Below are 18552 nucleotides of genomic sequence, written 5' to 3' on the forward strand. Positions count from 1 at the left end.
GGTTGGCGCGGAACTACAAGCCACTCTGCTCTCACCGGACACCTGCCCTTCCCGACGTACGCTGCGACGGTCGCAAGTTGAATTTGAATGGCGGTTGGTAATCGGATGGTGCAAGGTACGAAGGCTCACGCCGACGACCTTTCCAGCGAGCCCATCTTGTGGATCACGCAAAAGCCGAGGATGAGGTGATTGAGCGCGGCGCCGGGCAACGCGTCGATCATCAGTTCGTGGACATCGAGGGGAGCTTGTGATGATGCGCAACAGGACGCGCGGACCGCCAAGCAGATCGGCCACCCTCTGCAGATCGTTGCCCGGCCCTTTCGCTGCCGGTCTTTCGGCCGCGGCAGTCATGGCAGCACCTCCCCACAACCCAACTTGGGTTCTCTAGGCCCGCGCGTCCGCAAGCCGACGCGGAATGTTCTGGCATGCGAGCCTACGGTAGAGCACCATGCCAAATCACGAGCGCTAGTATCACCAGCAAGGCGACGGTGATGATCGCTTCGGTCGCGGGCATTTGCTTCATGGGCCGCCGACCACGCCGGACTTAGGGCACAAGGCTCAATGTCAGCCCTCCGACCAGCCCAACGAACCCGAGCATCAAAATCATGAAATAAAAATCGAGGCGAGCCATTAGGGCCTCCCGTAAGGAAATACTAGGGTTCGTCTAAATCCCCCGTTCTAGGGCTCAACGCAGTCGGGCCGCTAGATCCACCAGATCACAACGCCGATCGCCACGATCGCAGTCGACGCGACGATGATCAGCATGTCGGTCGAGAGCCGTATGTCACGCTTCACCTGAATCGTCACCACGCGCCACCTTTCGTGCCGCCCGTGCTTATAGTTCCAAAATGATACGCCGCCGGTCTTGAAATACGCTATTCCGGCGGCGCCCTGTCTCAACCTGGGCAATGCAATCCCCGGCACCGAGATTTCAGCAAGCAGTGTGCCAGCCTCGCGCTGCCGGGCTCTCACGCCTGGTTATTCCGAGACGCGGAGTGTGGCGCGGCCTCGAATATTGCCCCCTTTCGGCGTCCAACCTTGCCCCCCGTGCAGCGCTCCAATCGGGAATGGGTTGTCGCACTTACGGCGGATTAGGCGGGACGATGCAAAGCAACCGTGAATAAGTCAGCGCGAAGCCGAGAAAGGCCATCGTCCATGCCGCACCTGCCACCGCCAGCAAGACGCCTGCATGCGAAGAAGGCTCGAGTGAGGCGCAGACGCGCGCAAGAGCCGCAATTACAATGGCAAGGTAGAGCGCCTGGGTAGCGCGGGAAGCCACCAGTGGCTGCCCGGTGTGTCCAAGCGATGCGCGTGTCATCACGGCAATCGTCATCGTCCCGATGGCGCCTGCCGTCCAAGCGTGCACACCGGCTCCGGCCGCGATCAGGTCGAGCGCCGACAAGGACGTCAGGAAATATCCGACCGGAACAAAGGCGTAGGCGACGTGAAGGATCAGCACAAGGCGATCCGGAAGCGTCCGCTCGCCGGCCCACCGCCCGAGGCGGAAAAGATGCAGCCCACCGGCGCAACAAAGCGCCGCGGCTGCAGCGGGCCCCGACGGCGCGACGACCCAAATGGCAAGCGCGCCAACGCCTGTCAGGATTGCGACGGCGTCGAACCGACCGAATGGGGTCGGCATCCGCCCCTCCCCACGACGCGCCAGCCAATTGCGAGTGAAGTTCGGCACAATGCGGCCGCCGATGATGCCGATCAGCGTCACCACGATGGCAATTCCGGCCCGGGTCGAGTACGTGGCGACGCCTTCCAGATGCGCCTCCACATGAAAAGCGATGTTGGCCGTCGCAAGCAGGATCACAACGCCCACGACCATCAGATTGCCCCACTTCCGCCCCGCCACGATCTCACGCGCGGCAGCGGCGGCGAGAAGCAGCAGAAACAGGGTGTCTACCACCATCGCCGCACTCCAGCCGATCGTTTCGGAAAAGCTCACCGCGAGACGGCCCGCGAGCCACATTGAGAACAAAGCCGCCAGTCGTGGTCCCCGGATCGGCGGCCGTCCTGTCCAATTCGGAATCGCGGTCAGCAGGAAGCCTGCGATGACCGCAGCGACGTATCCGAACAGCATTTCGTGGGCATGCCAGTCGAGCGGCCCGAAGGCCGTCGGCAGCGTGATGTCGCCGGCGAACACGACGAGCCACAGGGGGATCATGACTCCGGCCTGGATCGCGCCAAAGAGGAAGAACGGCCTAAAGCCGTAGGAGAACAGCGCCGGCCCCCGATACGCAGGCACCGTCGTCATCGTTCCCATCAGGCGTCCTCCGGTTCTTTACAAGGGATACAGGGATACTACGTCATGCTGCCGTGGGACCCGGATCGCCATCCTGTCTTCCGGCTCTTGCAATGTTCGGGACACGAAACGGTACGACGTTCGAGCGTGATCGTTCCACGTTCTCGATTACGACGAAGTCAAGGCTGCCGCCGATGAAGAAAGGCATCTTGTCTCCGCGGCGCAGGCCAATCAGCGTGGCTCCCAATGCCGACAGAACGGATATGCAGTCCGTGCCGAAAGTCTGGTCTTCAGGCCAGACCAACTGGATCGTTCTTCGCGAAGCGCCCCAATTTATCCGGTAGGTGACCCACGATCCGATCCTCACGAGCGCATCGGCATCCTCGGCGTCATCGGGCACGATCTCGGCCCGGTTGATTTCGCCGACGAGGAGAAGTGCGTCCATATTGCCTCGATTCCATGCGGCTCGCGCGAGCCGGTCGAGACGGGGATAATCCGATGCGGTCAACGCAACCTTCGGAAGAGGCAACATGGCGACCTCCTTCTGGGTAGCGGCTCCAAAATGAAGCCACATGCGGCGAAAGCGCACACACCTCGCCTCGCCTTCTGTCCGCATTAAGCCAAACGAGCTACGGTCGAGGCAAACGAATTGAATTGACCGTTTCCTGCAGAATTGCTGCATTCATCGGATGGATATCGAACTCGCCAGGACATTTATCGAGATCGTCTCGACCGGCAGTTTCGTCAAGGCTGCCGACCGTCTCCATGTCGCGCAAACCACGGTGAGCGCACGCATCCGTCTGCTCGAGCAGCAACTCGGGCGGCCGCTGTTCGTCCGGAACAAGACCGGTGCGAACCTCACTCCCGCCGGTCAGCAGTTCCTGCGCTTCGCCCCCAATTTCGTTCAGCTGTGGCAGCAGGCCAAGCAGCAGGTGGCGGTGCCCGAAGGCCATAGCGCGGTGCTGACGATCGGAAGCGAAGTCAGCCTATGGCAGCCGCTCCTGCTCGATTGGGTCAGGAGAATGCGTCGCTCCCATGCCGACATCGCTCTTCGGGTGCACGTCGACGTGCCCCAGGACCTGATCTCGCACGTTGCGGCGGGGCTCATAGACATTGCCATCGTATATGCGCCGCATCAGCTGCCCGGCATTGAGGTCGACTTGCTGATGGAGGAAGAGCTCATCCTCGTGACCACCGATCTTGCGAAATATCGAGACGGCGATCCCAAGTACGTCCATGTCGAATGGGGTTCCGAGTTCTCCCTTCAGCACGCCATGAGCTTTCCGGATACGGTCCCAAGCCTGCTGACAAACCTCGGTCCGCTTGCTCTCACTTACACTCTCCTGGAGGGTGGCTCCGGATACTTCCGAATGCACGCGATCCAACCCTACCTGTTGACGGGAGACCTGCATCTGGTGCCTGGCGCACCGCGGTTCTCTTTCCCGGTCTATACAACCTACTCCACGAACGTTGATGCCGCCACGTTGGAAGTCGCGCTTGCCGCGTTGCGCGCCGTCGCGCTCGTAAAGAAGTAGGGGGCAGGACGGGGCGCGCGCTAGGCCGACGAAGCGGCGCCTCGTATAACCGTCACTGGCCCTTCTGACTGCGTTGCTTTCGGGCACGTCGCACATTGAATGCCCGTTCGATCTTGGAAAATAACCACACGAACGCGGCGGCAAGCCCGACGGCAACGGCCATAAGAACGAAAGACAAGGTCGGCGCGTCAAGCATCCATCTGCCGTTCTTTGAGATCTTGCCGCCGGGAGCGTGCGTCACGATCAGTGATCGCTCGGACAGGGGTGAGTTCTTCCATTCGCGGCACCTGGATCGACCGTATCGAGGAGTTCGACCTGCTTGCGGTGCAACAGCAGCAGATACATCAGTTTCGCATTCAGCCTTGGATCGAAGATGTTCACGACGCCATCCTCGATCATGTCCGCTAACCCCGCCATATGCGCGCGGGCGAATGCGATGGCATTGCGAGTGCCGCGGATGCCATTGCCCGGAGAGGCCGCAGCGAAAACCCCTCCCCGGCGGATCATGTGAGCGCCTCCTTTCCTGATCATTTCTTTTTTGAGCAGGACGCAAATCGCTCCCTGCGCCAGTTCGGATTCGAAGATCAGGTCTACGAGATGATCGTCGACGGAGCGGCCGATCGCGGCGAACGCGCCGATACCTGTCCGCTCGCCGCCGAGGAGATCGTCAAGAAAGATCAACACTTCCCCTCTCGACCAATAGCCGACGCGTGCAGGGTCCTTCTCGCTCATTCCGTACGAAGACGACGCCAATGTGCGGCCGGTATTGACAGTTCCATCGTGTAATGGGGTTTTGACCATGATTTCGTTCCCTCAATTGTTGAGAGCCGGCCGTCAAGACAATCGATGATCCGTCTCGGCCATACTGACTAGTCGACGTTTGTGCGGCGTTTGCAAACGAGAAGATTTGTCGGTTGTCAGCAAGGATGTTGATGGATGAGATGACCGGCGCAGGTCGGAGAGATCAAAAATGTTGCCGTCAAGCGCGAAGACTTTTCATTTGTCGCGATCGACCGGGGGAATATGGTGGCGTCAGGCCCATGGTTGGCGCTGAGCGTCATCGACCGTGAGGCCGTTTGAAATCAAGGAGACCGCACGTGTATCAAAGAATTCTCTTGGCCTTCGATGGCTCGCCGGATGGGCGCGAAGCGCTCGCCCAGGTCGAAGGTTTGGCATTGTCGTGCGGTGCCACCGTGCATCTGCTCGCGATCGTCGACAGGACGGAAAGCATGCCGGTCGTCGAGGCGATGTCGTTCGTCGTTTCCGATGCCCAGCGGCTTGCGGTCCAAGAGGTGATCGATGAAGGCGTCAGGCGCTTGCACGGCGCGGGCTGCTCGACGGTGGGTGCCCTGAGATACGGCAGGCCATCCGAGCAAATCGTTCAGGTCGCCAGAGAGATCGGTGCCGATTTGATCGTCGTCGGCCATCGGGATCAAGGAACGCTTGCGCGTTGGCTGAATGGCTCCGTGGGTGAAACCATCTTGCACAAGCCGCCCTGCAGCGTGCTCGTCGCCGTGAAGCCGGAGGGGCGCATGGACAATGTCAAACCGTTCGAGAGGCCGAAGACGCGAGGGAAAAAGGCATCGTGACATGGGATTCGTCGTTTGGTCTCCAGCCCTCCGTATCCCAGCCATGTGACATCTCGCGGCCCCCCTTAGTCACAATGGAGAACCGTTTTGCTGTTGCGATTCCCGGAGGCGGTGCACCAATCGATCGATGCGCCCTCGTGCAATCCGATCAAGGCGCTCCCGAGAGCGTCAACACCGACAGCGCGTTTGTCCCGCCCTTCGTCTCTCCGGGAAGCACGAGGGTTATCCAGCTTTCCTCTCCAGTGATGTTGTCGCGCAAATGCACCCGTGAGTGGACAGCGACGACATTTGCCGGAAGCTGAGCGGCCGGGACGATGGTGGCGCGGTCGAGCTCCCGCAGCAGGTTCGACGCGGCCGCGGCTCGCCCGCGATCCGTCAATGCAGCGGTAGCGACGGCAACCAGTCTTTCTCGATCAGTTTCCGAGATCATCACCGGCGGCAATTTGATCGGGTGCCAGAGGTCGGTTCTTGCGTAGGTCACGTTGGCCCTCACTCTCTGCCGGTCAAGGGGTCTCCTGGCGAGACGCCTTCGCGGCTATCGCGGCAGCATCCATTCCAAATGTTTCGCTAGACTTGGCGACGCGCGATCGCGCTTGGCAAGCGACAATTATTGCATTCTTGGCGCAAAAACTCTGATGGCCCCATCGTTCGTTTCTTTGCTGGAAACGGGCACAAATTATCGTTTGTCAGCGCGCGGGGATCGGCAATGAATGAGGCGTCACTACAAACGAGAGAGCAAGGGAGGTTCAGATGGAGATCAAATCCACCTCCGTGTTGCCGTCGAGATATGACGACTTCCTGTATGCCGTGATCTGCGAGGACGGCAACGGAACGCAGATCAGCGTCGTTTCCGCGTTGGCGCGGTTGGACGTGGACCCTTGGGAAGAAGCGGCTCGGCTCGACGAAATGATCGGAGCACGAGCGCAGAAGCGATTGATCTCGATGCTCGACCGGATGTCCGGACAGAACTGGATGGACGACCAGAAGAAGGCAGTCGCGTCGAGGCTGGTTGGACTGCTGCCGACGTCCAGAGCACGATCGAATCCGATGCCAGGTTCGGAGGTAAGCATTGAATTGCTGGTTTGCGTCGCAATCTTCTGGGGTTTTCTGTTGGCAACCGCCGCCTTGACGTACAACGATCACAAGACGTCGGCCGTCGCCGAAAGTCACGCCAGCATAACGCCTCCCGTGCAGAACCCGAGCGCAAGCAGTGACGTCAGGATCGCCACCGACTGACGATTCCGATCACTCCGCAATGATCGGGCCCATCGGGCCGCTGCCGATGTTTGGGAAGATATCATCTTCTCCGCATGCCGCGAGCGCCAGGCATCTCCCGATCCATGTCAGGACGCAGTTCTCCAGAGCAACAGCAATTTTTTTGATTTATTCGGGCGATTAAATTCGTTTGTTCGCCGGGAAAATGGGAGCGAGGCTTCGGGCAACAAGGAGGTCGCTATGCCCGAGGATGGCAACGGTTCAGGAGTCGTCGCGCTGTTGTGGGGACTTTGGGTCTATGGGCTGTTCACCTACTGGTTTGAGCATTTTTCTTCCCTTGCAAAGGCTAAAGCCGCTCAACGATCCGGCCGCGCGATCTCGCCCGTGAGCGTTTCGGCGCGCTGCGCAGAGATGGAGGCGCTGGCAGCCAGCGTGCTCAAGCATTGCGGCGGACTCACCGTGATCGACTTCCTCAGCGAAAGACTTGCGGCCTACGAGGCGGTCGTCGCGGCATTCAATGCCGGCGACCAGGCGACACTGCTCAGATACGTTTCCCCTGAGGTCTATGCCGAGTTTTCGGACGCGATCTCGGCGCAAGAGGATCGGCACGAGAAGACGAAGACTGTGTTCGCGCTGGTCGCACCTCCCGAGATCGTTGCCGCGCGTTTTGACGACGCACACGCCGAGATTTCCGTGCGCTTCGTCGCCAGTTCTTACAGGATTCTGGAAGGCGGCGAAGGGAAGCCCGAAGAGCGACGCAGCGTCGACGTCTGGACGTTTGGCTGCGCCCCGCCGACCCACAGGTGGAGCCTGATTGCGACGGAGGCCGGACGATGACCCAGAACCGCGGATGCTTCGACCGGGACGATGACGACCCCGCCCCTCACGAGTATGCGTCGCCGCCCTGCTACATGCACGAGGTCCATCCCGCCTACTTCGGATCGCTGCCGCCCGCCTGTCCGACTTCGGACCAGACGTCGGACGTCCCTCCGGAGGAGCACCACACAATCGTCTCGCGGGCGACCCTGCCATGCGTCAGGCATTTTCAGGCCTTCGGGCGAAGCGCTGCAATGCAGTGCGATCGAGTGAAAAGGATCATCACCGCCCTGATTGGTTCCAAAAGCCTGCATTAGCCCGCCGCAGACTCTTGAAACCCAAGGAAGAACGCAATGTCATTTTCCGCGGATGTCGCTTCTCACGGTCATGCACACGATCTGCCGTCCGGTTGGCGTCGCTACGTCTATTCGACCAATCACAAGGACATCGGCACGATGTACTTCGTGTTCGCGATCTGCGCGGGGGTGATCGGCGGGATTCTCTCAGTGTTGATCCGCGCGGAACTGCAAGAACCCGGCCTTCAGATCTTTACGAACACTCATACCTACAACGTGTTCGTGACCAGCCACGGGCTGATCATGATCTTCTTCACGCTGATGCCTGCCATGATGGGCGGGTTCGGCAACTGGTTCGTGCCGTTGATGATCGGCGCGCCGGACATGGCGTTCCCGCGAATGAACAACGTCTCGTTCTGGCTACTCCCATCGTCGTTTGCCTTGCTCATCATCTCGGCGTTTGTCGAGGGAGAGCCCGGCTCGTCCGGAGCCGGCACGGGCTGGACGCTCTACGCGCCGCTCTCGACCTCCGGCCATCCCGGCCCGGCGGTCGATTTCGTCATTCTCGCCCTGCATCTGGCTGGAGCGTCCTCGATCCTCGGAGCGATAAATTTCATCACCACCATCTTCAACATGCGGGCGCCCGGAATGACCTTGCACAAGATGCCGCTGTTCGTTTGGTCGGTGCTCGTGACCGCATTTCTGTTGTTGCTGTCGCTGCCGGTGCTTGCCGGCGGAATCACCATGCTCCTGACGGATCGGAACTTCGGGACAACGTTCTTCGCGCCGGAGGCTGGCGGTGATCCCGTGTTGTATCAACATCTGTTCTGGTTCTTTGGACATCCAGAAGTCTACATCATGATCCTGCCGGGCTTCGGGATGGTCAGCCAGATCGTCTCGACCTTCAGTCGAAAGCCCGTGTTCGGCTATCTCGGAATGGCGTATGCGCTCGTGGCCATCGGATTCATCGGGTTCGTGGTCTGGGCGCACCACATGTACACCGTGGGCATGTCAAGCAGCGCCCAAGCCTACTTTGCGTTCGCCAGCATGGTGATCGCGGTACCGACCGGCATCAAGATCTTTTCGTGGGTCGCCACCATGTGGGGCGGCTCGATCACTTTCGAGACGCCCATGTTGTGGGCCATCGGCTTCATCTTCGTCTTCACGATCGGCGGCGTGACCGGCGTGGTCCTGGCCAATCCGGGCATCGACCGATCGTTTCAGGACACCTACTACGTCGTGGCACACTTCCACTACGTGCTGTCGCTCGGTGCCGTGTTCTCGATTTTCGCGGGATGGTACTACTGGTTTCCGAAGATAACGGGGTACATGTATTCCGAAACCTTCGGCAAATTGCACTTCTGGCTGACGTTCGTGGGCGTCAATCTCGCGTTCTTTCCGATGCATTTCCTCGGGCTGTCGGGAATGCCGCGGCGCATCGCCGACTATCCCGACGCATTCGCGGGCATGAACCTGATTTCCTCGATCGGGGCCTATATCTCAGCAGCCGGGCTCGTCGTGTTCTTCGTGGGCATGGCTTATGCGCTCATCCGCAAGTCGAGGGCGGCCGGCAACCCATGGGGCAGCGGAGCGACCACGCTGGAATGGACGCTGTCGTCGCCACCGCGATTCCATGAATTCGAGGTTCTTCCGCTCATTCGATGATCGGGCGTCCACGGATGAGACCATGCGCGCTGCAAATCGGAGATTATTGTGCTTCGGCGCGGGGTCCTGGAGCCGATCGGAACGCCAATGCCTTGATCGACATCGTATTGACGGAGGCAAAGTTGCGAGCCGATTTACAGAGGCACGCCGTCAGACCTCACGCATGCGATGATGCGAACTTCCGTCTTAGATCAATAGCGCTAGGCATCACAGAGGGCTCCGTCAAAGCGGACGCGCGCGGCATGGATATCGGAATAACGACGGTCGGCCCAATCGATGAGGCTCGCCATCGGCTCCAGCAGGGATTGGCCTAGCGGGGATAGGCAATATTCAACGCTCGGCGGCTTGGTCGGAAAGACATGGCGGGTGATAAGTCCGTCGCGCTCCAAGTCGCGCAGCGTCTGGGTGAGCATGCGCTTGGAAATGTCGCGGATGGCTCGGTGAAGTTCGCTGAAGCGCTGCGGTCGCGTCGCGAGGGTCATGACCAGGAGTATGCTCCATTTGTCGCCGATGCGGTCAAGCACCTCGCGCACCGGACAATGTACGGGTCTTACTGACTGGGCGTCGTCCGATTGATATCGGCTGAATCGCTCGATCGCGCTCAATGCGGCGCTCATGCGGGACCCCTTTTTCTCTCCTGGTTACAAAAAACTGCCTCCTTACGGCGCAGCTCTAAGGTCTCTATGTGAGACCTGCCCTCAAACATAGACCATTCAGGGCAAGGAGAGAACACATGTTTTTGGTGATGGGAATTACGGGAAAAGTCGGCGGCGCGACGGCCAAGCATCTGCTGTCTCACGGCAAGAGGGTGCGCGCGCTGGTCCGCAGTCGCGAGAGGGCGGCGGAATGGATGGACAAGGGCTTGGACTTGGTGGAGGGCGACTGGAACAACACGGCAGAGATTCAGCGGGCGCTCGACGGCGTCGACGGCGCGTTCGTCATGCTGCCCGCAGTCTGGGCCCCCTCGCCGGATTTCAAGGAGGCCAAGGGCGTCATCGCGAGCTATGTCGAGGCGCTGACCAAGACCGCACCGCCGCGTGTGGTCGCGCTCTCGTCGATGGGGGCGAACCGAACCAGCGGGTTGGGAATGATCACCGCCCTATCGCTGTTGGAGCAAGGCTTTCGCGACTTGGCGTCCCCGGTCGCTGTCGTGCGCGCCGGCGGGTTCTTCGAGAACTTCCTGTACGGCCTGCACGTCGCCCAGGGCGGCACGCTCCCAGTTTACTACAATCCGACCAGCCGGAAATCGACGATGGTCGCGACGAACGACATCGGTGCTGAGGTGGCGACGCTGCTGACCGGGCCGATGTGGTCGGGGCATCGCGTCATCGAACTTGGTTCGATGGTCAGCGCGGATGAAGTCGCAGCGCAACTTGGCGATGTCATGCAGCACGACGTCAAGGCCTTCGCTGTCCCGCGGGCCGAATGGCCGGCAGCGTTCGAGCAGCTCGGCATCCCGAAGGGCCAAACTGGACCGGCTGAAGCAATGTTCGAGGCCGTCAACGCGGGCTGGATGGACCTCGGCGTCGCTGGCACCGAGCATGTCGCCGGCACAACGCTTCCCCGGGATGTCTTCGCGGCAGCCCAGAAGGCCGCCACGGCGTAGGTCCGCGGATCAGCGATCAGATGCGATTCTTTCGGACCTGCCCCGAAAGAGTCGCATCTCCTTCGGCAGGAATGCGCCGCGGCCAGCCGTCACTTGGCGCGACCACGCAGGTCCTCTGCGCAGCCCCATCAGAAAAAGGTTGGATAAATGTCAAAGATTTCCTGGCGCCAAGTCTCGGCCTGGGCACTTGCAGCTTTCTTCGTCGCGGGATCGCTCAGCAACATCCTCGCCCCTGGGTCCATCTACGAGGAATATCTGCGGTGGGGATACCCGCACTGGTTCCATTTCGTGACCGGATCGCTGGAACTCACGACCGCCTTTCTGCTGGCGCAGGCACGGACACGACTGTGGGGCTCGGCGCTCGGCTGCACCGTGATGTTGGCGGCGCTCGCGACCGTCACCCTCCATGGCGAATACCGGCATGGGGTGCCGCCGCTTGTCGTGGCGACACTATCGATAGTCGTCGGCTGGATCGCCCGGCGCAAGCGGCTCCCCAGCTCGGCATGACTGTCGCGATCAAGCGCGCCTTGGCGCAATCGGCCGGAGAGCCATTACGCGACCCGCTAAAGCTGGTTCGTTCGTTGATGGATTCCGCGGCGCTCGCAAGGACTGTCCGCATCACGCTGAATAAGAGCGCGCTTCTGAGCACCGCATTAAGAGCTTCCGATCAGTCGTCATTGCCGTCAAGAGCTAGCGTTCAATACCGTCACCGCACGCCGATTCTGCGACCAACAGGACTCGTCTTGCAAACGGCAACAGGTCGTTCTTTGCCGTACGAGATCGTCCACATGCGGTTCGCACAAATCCCGCTCGAAATCTGAAAGTCGCGGACATCCTGGGCACGACGTGCGCCAAGCGCAATATTGTATTCGCGGGTTCCGCGCTTGTCCGCGTGGCCCTCGATTTTGAAAGTATAGCGCGGATAGGCCCGAAGCCATTGCGCTTGCTTTTCCAGGGTTGCGATGGCTTTAGCAGGCAATACCAATGGCCTTCCGGCCGTCCCGGACGACAATCACCACCATGCCACGCACTTTTCCGGTTGGACCCTGACCGTTTGACCACAAACGCTGGATCCACCAGACGACGCGCGAGATACTGCGGGGAAAGCAGCCTGGTCCCTAAAGCTACGTCTCGTTCGCATTTCGCGGGCCTGCTGCTGCTCAGTTGACGTGATTGCCTCCGCAGCTCGATGCGTGGCACGCGTTTGTAGCGCGCGTGTTGATTTGCAGTGCGGTGTGGCTTTCGTGCACTGATGTGCCACACTTTCACCCCTGACGTGGATAGATGCTTTGTTGTGTTGGTGTTGAGTGTGGGGGATGGGTTTGAGTGAGAAGGTTTCGAGGTTGACGCTTGCGCAACAGCGCGCACTTGAAGCCGTCGAGGCCGGCTTGGTTGTGCGGAAATATCGATCGCAGCTGGGCGGCATGCTGGTGTGCCCCGATGTCCGACCAAAAACGCTATGGAGTTTGCTGCGCGACGAACTGATCTGCGACGGCGACGAGAACGCTCATGGGGAATGCATCATGGCGTTGACCCCGACAGGACAGCGCGAGTTGGGGCGCGTCGGATCGAACGAATAGGAAGCCCGCTGAGAGCTGTTTCGGGTGAGCCGGCGGAATGGGACCGGCCGATCGCATTTGACGAATGGCAAAGGCGCGCTGGCCCGCCGCGCTGGCGACCGCCCGTGTCCCGCCGAACACCGCCAGCCCCTCCTTTGGTCCGATGCCCCGAGCCCATGTCGGTGCCGTTGATTTAGTTTTGCTTCTGAGTTTCGACGGAGACAGTCGCGCAAGGTGCCGATGTGGCGTGGAGATGCGCACGTGTCAATTGTGGATCGGCGTGGCCTTTACCCCCCATCCGGCGTCCAAGGTTGCCCCCGCCCAATTCGCCATAAGTGCCGCAACCCATTCCAGATCGAAGCGCTGCACGGGCGTCAACGTTGGACGCCGAAGGGGGCAATATTCGAGGCCGCGGCACACCTTATGTTGAGAATGCTCTTATCCGGCATTCTCACACGAACGGCGGGAAGATGTCGGGTCGTTTGGGCAGCAGCCGCCGAAAATACCGCCGTCCTTCGGCCGAGACGGCATTGCTGCCGGCAAAGAAGTCATCCGGCATACGACGCGTTTTGCCCGCCACACGCGTCAACGGCACGAATTGAGGTGTGGTGTGGTGGCCGTCATAATGCAGCACCACCGAGCCGCTGCCGCCCAAGGCGCTTTGCACGGAAAATGCGCCAGCGTCGAAAGCCTCCTTGCGGTCGGTTTCGTCGATCACGCCGACATATCCGCGCGGCAAATAGCCCAGCGTATCGACGCGCGCCCTCGCCTTGGGAAAACGCGATTTCAGCGCTTTCTGGATCTCGATACCAAGATCGCCGCCGGTCAATTGCAGATTGCCATGGGCGTCGTGCTCGACCGCCTCGCCTGCCAGCGCCTCGGCGAGGGGCCGTCCCATCTCGTCCTGCACGCCCTCGGACATCGAAACGATACAGCGGCCCAAGCGGGCATAAACTGCATCGACCTCGTCGAGGAACTGGGCAACCGTGAACGGCTTTTCCGGCGTGTAGATAAGATGTGGGGCATCGTCGGACGATTGCTGCCAGCCTGCGGCAGCTGCAGTGAGAAATCCAGCATGGCGGCCCATGACGATGGCGACATAGATGCCGGGCATAGCGCGAAAATCGAGATCAACGCTGACAAGGGCATTGGCGACAAAAGCGGCGGCCGAGATGAAGCCGGGGACGTGATCGTTCTCCATCAGATCGTTATCGATGGTCTTGGGTGCATGCACGAAATGGCAGGGACTGTTTGACTGTTGACGCAGCAATTCGAGCGTTCCCGCCGTGTCATTGCCGCCGATATAGACAAAGGCACGGGCGTCGAGCCGACTCAGCGCCGCGAGGATCGCAGAGCATGCGCCGGAATCTGGCTTGTCGCGGGTCGAGCCGAGCGCCGAATTGGGCGTATTGCCGAGGCGGCGCAAATCCGCTTCGGGGATGGCGGTGAGATCGACGACATTGCCAACCGTCAGGCCGCGCACGCCGTGGCGGGCGCCGAGAATACGCGACGACGGATCATGCTTGCGCGCGGCGAGGATGGCGCCGCAGAGCGTCTGGTTGATCACGGCGGTGGGGCCGCCGCCCTGGGCGATGACTATCGATGGCATGGATCCTCCATGACTTGCTTCTTGCTCTTCGACCCGCGGATTGTGAGAGCTAATTGAAGCGAAGATTGGCCAATTCTGCAGCGAGCTGTGCGGCCTACAGCGAATGGATCTTTCGATCAGCGTCCGCCCAACCGTGCTAAAGGTCTGGCTTAGCAATGTCCGCCTTGCGCCGATAGCGCTCGAACCGTAATCCTCCTTTGAGTTGAGCCTCGGCAAGACCGGCTGCGACAATCGCCAGCCTGCCAAGCAGGTCGATCACCTCCGAAAGTACCTTCTGCTTGCCGTAACGGACGTTAAGGTTCGATACATCAAGCATGCTTCTTGCTCAGATAGGCCGTCGCAACGGCTTCGTCGGCGAGGACATCGATGGTCTTTTCGGAGGCAATGACAGCACCATGATGGAGCGCGATCGAACGGTCCGCGAGCCTCCCCAGGAATCCAACCTTGTGATCAACTATACACAGCGTCACATCGTGCGATTTGAGATCCCGGAGAGCCGCGTCGAGATTAGCGATCTCGTCGTGACCAAGACCCGAGGCCGGCTCATCAAGCAGCAGGAGTTCACAAAGCATGCCCATCGCAACGCCGAGCATCTTCTCATTGCCATAGGAAAGTGCCCCACCGTTGCATAAAGGATGAATGGCTCACCGCTTGCCCGCCCTGCGCTACTCGCGACATCAGCATCGCGATTGCGGTGCACTCATCGGGTGCCGCCTCCGTCGCTGTCCAGATCGCATCGCGGCACTCGTCTAGCAGAATGGCAACCTGCATGAGGAAGGGCTGAGTGATGGTTGGAGTGCCATTGGAACCTATTGGCAAGAGCCGTCTTCGTCCAACCAAGCAGCGCTCCGCTGCTTTCTCAGCGACGTTAAGAACTTGTTAACCAACGCAGCCTAGCCTGTGGTTACTTTTTGGTTAAGAGCCGATTGCCTCGCGGTCGTTCCAGGAGAGCAGCCGATGCCGATTGAGGCGCTGACATACGTCGCAGTTCGGGCCCTGCTGACGATCTCAGCGGGCGTGCCCAATCACCTGCCAAACGGCTCCGGTTGCCGCGCTCGCTTGCGAAGGACGGCAAAGTCCTGGTGAGCGTTCATCTCGCTGAACTGCCCACGAGGTGGTCGTCAGGCAGACAACATCGTCCAACCAGAGGAAAAGATCGAGGCGCTGCAGGCGGAAATTGTGCAGCTCGAATCGAGGGCAACCGGTCACCGCACAGATTTCGAGCATGAACGCGGGTGCGCAGAGTGCCTGGCCTGCAGGCAACCGTAGAGACTATGGCCGCTACAGAAGCGACGGCGCGGCTTGAGGGCGAGGTGGCGGCTCTACGGAGCGATGGCTGAGTTGGCACCTCGATTGTCAGCAACAGACAAGCTGCACTAGACGCATATCGCAAGGCTCATAGGTAGCAATCTAGGCCCGCGATTCCAGCTTGTCGGATCAATCGTGAGGTGCAAAGTGGCGAACATCACCGACATTCGCGAGATGAAAGCGCGCATTGTTGTGTTTGGCGTCGGCGGCGCCGGGGGCAATGCCGTCAACAACATGATCGCCGCCGGCCTGGAAGGCGTCGACTTCGTCGTCGCCAATACCGACGCCCAAGCGCTCGCCATGTCGAAAGCCGAGCGCCTCATCCAGTTGGGCACAAAGGTGACCGAAGGGCTTGGCGCCGGCTCGAACTCCGAGGTGGGGCGAGCTGCGGCCGAAGAGGCAATTCAAGCGATTCAGCATCACTTGACCGGAGCACACATGGTGTTCGTTACTGCTGGCATGGGCGGCGGTACCGGCACTGGGGCAGCACCCGTCATAGCCAGGATCGCACGTGAGCTTGGCATCCTCACCATCGGTGTCGTCAGCAAGCCCTTCCACTTCGAAGGCCAGCGTCGTATGCGCCTTGCCGAAGCAGGCATCGCGAAACTGTTGGAGGCGGTTGACACCCTGTTGATTATCCCAAACCAGAACCTGTTCCGGGTGGCTAACGAGAAAACGACATTCACCGATGCCTTCGCCATGGCCGATCAAGTGCTTTACTCAGGTGTCGCCTGCATCAGTGATCTTATAGTCAAAGAAGGCCTGATCAATCTCGATTTTGCCGACATTCTCTCTGTCATGCGCGAGAAGGGCAAGGCCATGATGGGCAGAGGCGAGGCTTCTGGCGAAAAACGCGTGCTCGCTGCTGCTGTGGCGGCGATTTCCAATCCATTGATCGAGGATCCCTCGATCAAGCGCGCCAGTGGCCTCATAATCTCAATCACCGGCGGCAAGGACCTGACCTTGTTCGAGGTCGACGAAGCCGCTACCCGCATTCGCGAAGGGGCCGACCCGGACGCCAACATCATCGTCGGCGCCACTTTCGATGAACGCCTAGAAGGTCTTGTCCGTGTCTCGGTGGTGGCGACCGGCATCGATCATCTGGGCCCGGCGAATAAATCGATGGCTGAGACAAGCATCGTCCAAATACCAAATGATTCGAGCGTGCGATTTGATGCACCGATGTTGAATCTACCGAGGATGCAGCAAGCGGTTCAGGCTCCATGATTCTGGCCAAGCTGAGGTGCGTGAGTTTCGCGCGCATCGACAACCGACTGCAGGAGCAGCTCGGAATCAAGCTATCCGATGCGAGCCGTCGTTTTGGTAACGGCAGTCTTTGCCATGCTACGCTTCGGAGCCGCCCGGCCCCCTGGAAGCCGATGGCGGGTCCAATTGACGACCGGTCATATCGCCCCAACACCATCGCCGCCTCCGGCCTGCACGAGGATCAGACCGGACGTTTGGCATGGGGGCGAAGGTGCACCGGCTGGGCACATTCCCGCCGGTCGCCGTCTCGCAAAACTTGCAATTGGATGCAGGCTTACCCGCGAGCTAATCCCACCACGAACCACTATTCAAAATCCGTTATGGCGCCGATCCATCGCCCAATGCCTCGACCGTCAGAAAACACGAGTCATCTCTAAGCCGTCGCCACTGCCATCTGACCCAGCCCGACTCTTTCCTCGCTGTCCTTGCTGAGATGCAAGGCACAGGCGCTTTCGGTGGCATTTTCGTGCTTTACCTGACCGAAGCGATACCATTGGCCAACGCCAGACTGATGGTTCTATCGCTTGCGGCACTGATTGGAACCGCTCCGCTTCGAACTGCCTCATGTCGGCGAATTCTCGATGTCGCTACGCAGGAACATCTTGATTTCTGATTATCGGAACTGCTATGACAGTTCAGGGATTCGGAGAGGATGAGCCATGCTTGACGTGAAAATGATCGAACGCGGACTTGAGAGGACGGGCAAGAGCAAGGGGGGCCTTGCCGAAGCGATGGGCGTGCGGGCCGGTGCGGTGTCCGAAATTCTATCGGGAATACGGCTGATCAAGGCGGCGGAGATCCCCCTGATTGTCGAGTATCTTGAGCTGAACGCGGTGCCGATCATGGGGCGGATCGGCGCCGGCGCCTCGATCGAGCCGGATTACGAGCAGGTGCCGCCGGAAGGTCTCGGCGACGTCGAACTTCCGTTCCCCCTTGCGGAGGAGACCATCGCCTTCGAAGTATCGGGCGATTCCATGCTGCCAAAATATGAGAATGGCGACGTGATCGTGGTCTATCGCGAGCAGCGTCATCCGTTGTCGAGTTTCTACGGCGAAGAGGCCGCAGTCCGGCTGAAGACCGGTGAGCGCTACCTCAAGACTGTGGAGCGCGGCAGCTCGTCCGGCGTCGTCAACCTGACCAGCTTCAATGCCAAGCCGATCAACGGCGTCAGGCTCGAATGGATCGGCGAGATTTGTGTCACCCTGCCGCGCGGCCAGATCGCAAGGATGCGGGGCAAGACGGCAACAAAGGGCCGCAAGGCGACCAAGGCCTCCGGCGGACGGTCGTCCGACAAGTAGGAGTGGTCTCCGGAAGGGTGCCTGGCCGATTCTCCTTCGGCTAGGTCAGGGGCGAACCTTCTAATTCCGATTATCAGAAATTGCCTTGACTTTATTCGGATCATCGGAAATAATACCCGATGACAGTCAAGGTGTCGAACTTCGAACATGCAATATTTCGTCGTGATGATGACTATGGCCGCCGCGGACGTGAGGCCATCGTCGATCCCGAAATGACCAGGCGCGAAGTCGTCGCGCGGGTCGCATCAGGGGAATGCTCGAATATCAGCTTCATCCACGAGATCGCTGGATCCTCTGTTGGGGACATCACGGACGACATCCTTGCCGAGGCTGCCCTTCCCGAGATCGGCTTGACCGGCGCAGACTTGCAAGCCAATACGCTCGACCATGCCCGCGACCTCCGCAAACACGAACCAGTCTGACGTCGAAAGCGTTCATGCGACGATTTCGAGAACGTGATTTTCTTCGGATTCGGTACCTTGGCCGGAACCGAATTCAGACTACATATGTTCACGCAAAGTCTATTCGGACTGTGCTGAGGT

The 18552-nt window shown here is 60.1% G+C and carries 18 protein-coding genes and 2 pseudogenes; 11 read left to right on the top strand and 9 right to left on the bottom strand.

The window, feature by feature from the left end; translation table 11 throughout:
* Window positions 1–1081: 1081 nt before the first annotated feature.
* Together AS156_RS29330 and AS156_RS29335 are read right to left on the bottom strand one after the other, a co-directional pair.
* Window positions 1082–2269, bottom strand: a complete 1188-nt coding sequence (locus AS156_RS29330; protein WP_066512060.1) for an NnrS family protein — start codon at window positions 2267–2269, stop codon at window positions 1082–1084.
* Between the two features lie 43 nt (window positions 2270–2312).
* Complete coding sequence (locus tag AS156_RS29335) at window positions 2313–2780, bottom strand: GreA/GreB family elongation factor (protein ID WP_245313125.1); 468 nt, start codon at window positions 2778–2780, stop codon at window positions 2313–2315.
* Between the two features lie 157 nt (window positions 2781–2937).
* On the opposite strand from AS156_RS29335, the gene AS156_RS29340 reads away from it, so the two are divergent.
* The gene (locus AS156_RS29340) at window positions 2938–3783 is read left to right on the top strand and encodes a LysR family transcriptional regulator (protein ID WP_066512061.1); all 846 of its coding nucleotides are present in this window, start codon (window positions 2938–2940) and stop codon (window positions 3781–3783) included.
* A gap of 243 nt (window positions 3784–4026) precedes the next feature.
* On the opposite strand, the gene AS156_RS29350 is transcribed toward AS156_RS29340, so the two are convergent.
* Window positions 4027–4584 carry a hypothetical protein gene (locus AS156_RS29350; protein ID WP_136626491.1) on the bottom strand — a complete coding sequence of 186 codons (558 nt, stop codon included), beginning with the start codon at window positions 4582–4584 and terminating at the stop codon, window positions 4027–4029.
* A 296-nt stretch (window positions 4585–4880) separates the two neighbouring features.
* Here AS156_RS29350 and AS156_RS29355 point away from each other — a divergent pair, with 296 nt between their 5' ends.
* Window positions 4881–5372, top strand: coding sequence for a universal stress protein (locus AS156_RS29355; RefSeq protein ID WP_082747795.1), 492 nt, complete (start codon window positions 4881–4883; stop codon window positions 5370–5372).
* 148 nt (window positions 5373–5520) lie between these two features.
* Here the strand turns inward: AS156_RS29355 and AS156_RS29360 are convergent, their stop codons facing one another.
* Window positions 5521–5853, bottom strand: coding sequence for a GreA/GreB family elongation factor (locus tag AS156_RS29360; RefSeq protein WP_136626492.1), 333 nt, complete (start codon window positions 5851–5853; stop codon window positions 5521–5523).
* Window positions 5854–6122: 269 nt separating this feature from the next.
* Between AS156_RS29360 and AS156_RS29365 the strand changes: the two genes are divergently transcribed.
* The 3 genes from AS156_RS29365 to ctaD all read left to right on the top strand — a co-directional run bounded on the left by AS156_RS29365 (window position 6123) and on the right by ctaD (window position 9364).
* Window positions 6123–6608 (top strand): hypothetical protein, encoded by a 486-nt coding sequence (locus tag AS156_RS29365; protein WP_066512070.1) that lies wholly within the window; start codon window positions 6123–6125, stop codon window positions 6606–6608.
* Between the two features lie 219 nt (window positions 6609–6827).
* Complete coding sequence (locus AS156_RS29370; protein ID WP_082747797.1) at window positions 6828–7424, top strand: Tim44 domain-containing protein; 597 nt, start codon at window positions 6828–6830, stop codon at window positions 7422–7424.
* Between the two features lie 332 nt (window positions 7425–7756).
* The gene (gene ctaD, locus AS156_RS29380) at window positions 7757–9364 is read left to right on the top strand and encodes a cytochrome c oxidase subunit I (protein WP_066512077.1); all 1608 of its coding nucleotides are present in this window, start codon (window positions 7757–7759) and stop codon (window positions 9362–9364) included.
* A gap of 200 nt (window positions 9365–9564) precedes the next feature.
* Here the strand turns inward: ctaD and AS156_RS29385 are convergent, their stop codons facing one another.
* The gene (locus AS156_RS29385; protein ID WP_066512079.1) at window positions 9565–9981 is read right to left on the bottom strand and encodes a winged helix-turn-helix transcriptional regulator; all 417 of its coding nucleotides are present in this window, start codon (window positions 9979–9981) and stop codon (window positions 9565–9567) included.
* A gap of 116 nt (window positions 9982–10097) precedes the next feature.
* On the opposite strand from AS156_RS29385, the gene AS156_RS29390 reads away from it, so the two are divergent.
* Both AS156_RS29390 and AS156_RS29395 read left to right on the top strand, forming a co-directional pair.
* Window positions 10098–10970 carry an NmrA family NAD(P)-binding protein gene (locus AS156_RS29390; protein WP_066512081.1) on the top strand — a complete coding sequence of 291 codons (873 nt, stop codon included), beginning with the start codon at window positions 10098–10100 and terminating at the stop codon, window positions 10968–10970.
* A 147-nt stretch (window positions 10971–11117) separates the two neighbouring features.
* Complete coding sequence (locus AS156_RS29395; protein ID WP_066512083.1) at window positions 11118–11477, top strand: DoxX family protein; 360 nt, start codon at window positions 11118–11120, stop codon at window positions 11475–11477.
* A gap of 176 nt (window positions 11478–11653) precedes the next feature.
* On the opposite strand, the pseudogene AS156_RS41295 reads toward AS156_RS29395, so the two are convergent.
* A pseudogene (locus tag AS156_RS41295) lies at window positions 11654–11949 on the bottom strand (OmpA family protein); the annotation flags it as partial.
* A 337-nt stretch (window positions 11950–12286) separates the two neighbouring features.
* On the opposite strand from AS156_RS41295, the gene AS156_RS29400 reads away from it, so the two are divergent.
* Window positions 12287–12550 carry a hypothetical protein gene (locus AS156_RS29400; protein WP_066512086.1) on the top strand — a complete coding sequence of 88 codons (264 nt, stop codon included), beginning with the start codon at window positions 12287–12289 and terminating at the stop codon, window positions 12548–12550.
* 430 nt (window positions 12551–12980) lie between these two features.
* Here the strand turns inward: AS156_RS29400 and AS156_RS29405 are convergent, their stop codons facing one another.
* From AS156_RS29405 to AS156_RS29415, 3 genes are all read right to left on the bottom strand, one after another.
* Window positions 12981–14138, bottom strand: a complete 1158-nt coding sequence (locus AS156_RS29405; protein ID WP_066512088.1) for a diphosphate--fructose-6-phosphate 1-phosphotransferase — start codon at window positions 14136–14138, stop codon at window positions 12981–12983.
* A gap of 136 nt (window positions 14139–14274) precedes the next feature.
* Window positions 14275–14454, bottom strand: coding sequence for a hypothetical protein (locus AS156_RS29410; RefSeq protein WP_066512089.1), 180 nt, complete (start codon window positions 14452–14454; stop codon window positions 14275–14277).
* Window positions 14447–14731 (bottom strand): ATP-binding cassette domain-containing protein, encoded by a 285-nt coding sequence (locus AS156_RS29415; protein ID WP_245313126.1) that lies wholly within the window; start codon window positions 14729–14731, stop codon window positions 14447–14449. The genes AS156_RS29410 and AS156_RS29415 overlap by 8 nt, the downstream gene beginning before the upstream one ends.
* Window positions 14732–15593: 862 nt before the next feature.
* On the opposite strand from AS156_RS29415, the gene ftsZ reads away from it, so the two are divergent.
* The 3 genes and pseudogenes from ftsZ to AS156_RS29430 all read left to right on the top strand — a co-directional run bounded on the left by ftsZ (window position 15594) and on the right by AS156_RS29430 (window position 18432).
* Complete coding sequence (gene ftsZ / locus AS156_RS29420; RefSeq protein WP_066512090.1) at window positions 15594–16673, top strand: cell division protein FtsZ; 1080 nt, start codon at window positions 15594–15596, stop codon at window positions 16671–16673.
* 698 nt (window positions 16674–17371) lie between these two features.
* Window positions 17372–18010: a S24 family peptidase gene (locus tag AS156_RS29425; RefSeq protein WP_066512092.1), complete on the top strand. Its 639-nt coding sequence runs from the start codon at window positions 17372–17374 to the stop codon at window positions 18008–18010.
* Between the two features lie 147 nt (window positions 18011–18157).
* Window positions 18158–18432, top strand: a pseudogene (locus AS156_RS29430) (hypothetical protein).
* Window positions 18433–18552: the final 120 nt, after the last annotated feature.

Origin of the sequence: Bradyrhizobium macuxiense, assembly GCF_001542415.1 — a bacterium.
GTDB lineage: Bacteria > Pseudomonadota > Alphaproteobacteria > Rhizobiales > Xanthobacteraceae > Bradyrhizobium > Bradyrhizobium macuxiense.

Excerpts from the sequence above, each read along its gene's own strand:
- AS156_RS29330 (WP_066512060.1), bottom strand. The coding sequence starts at position 2,269 with ATGGGAACGATGACGACGGTGCCTGCGTATCGGGGGCCGGCGCTGTTC.
- AS156_RS29335 (WP_245313125.1), bottom strand. The coding sequence starts at position 2,780 with ATGTTGCCTCTTCCGAAGGTTGCGTTGACCGCATCGGATTATCCCCGT.
- AS156_RS29340 (WP_066512061.1), top strand. The coding sequence starts at position 2,938 with ATGGATATCGAACTCGCCAGGACATTTATCGAGATCGTCTCGACCGGC.
- AS156_RS29350 (WP_136626491.1), bottom strand. The coding sequence starts at position 4,584 with ATGGTCAAAACCCCATTACACGATGGAACTGTCAATACCGGCCGCACA.
- AS156_RS29365 (WP_066512070.1), top strand. The coding sequence starts at position 6,123 with ATGGAGATCAAATCCACCTCCGTGTTGCCGTCGAGATATGACGACTTC.
- AS156_RS29370 (WP_082747797.1), top strand. The coding sequence starts at position 6,828 with ATGCCCGAGGATGGCAACGGTTCAGGAGTCGTCGCGCTGTTGTGGGGA.
- ctaD (WP_066512077.1), top strand. The coding sequence starts at position 7,757 with ATGTCATTTTCCGCGGATGTCGCTTCTCACGGTCATGCACACGATCTG.
- AS156_RS29385 (WP_066512079.1), bottom strand. The coding sequence starts at position 9,981 with ATGAGCGCCGCATTGAGCGCGATCGAGCGATTCAGCCGATATCAATCG.
- AS156_RS29390 (WP_066512081.1), top strand. The coding sequence starts at position 10,098 with ATGTTTTTGGTGATGGGAATTACGGGAAAAGTCGGCGGCGCGACGGCC.
- AS156_RS29395 (WP_066512083.1), top strand. The coding sequence starts at position 11,118 with ATGTCAAAGATTTCCTGGCGCCAAGTCTCGGCCTGGGCACTTGCAGCT.
- AS156_RS29400 (WP_066512086.1), top strand. The coding sequence starts at position 12,287 with ATGGGTTTGAGTGAGAAGGTTTCGAGGTTGACGCTTGCGCAACAGCGC.
- AS156_RS29405 (WP_066512088.1), bottom strand. The coding sequence starts at position 14,138 with ATGCCATCGATAGTCATCGCCCAGGGCGGCGGCCCCACCGCCGTGATC.
- AS156_RS29410 (WP_066512089.1), bottom strand. The coding sequence starts at position 14,454 with ATGCTTGATGTATCGAACCTTAACGTCCGTTACGGCAAGCAGAAGGTA.
- AS156_RS29415 (WP_245313126.1), bottom strand. The coding sequence starts at position 14,731 with ATGCTCGGCGTTGCGATGGGCATGCTTTGTGAACTCCTGCTGCTTGAT.
- AS156_RS29425 (WP_066512092.1), top strand. The coding sequence starts at position 17,372 with ATGCTTGACGTGAAAATGATCGAACGCGGACTTGAGAGGACGGGCAAG.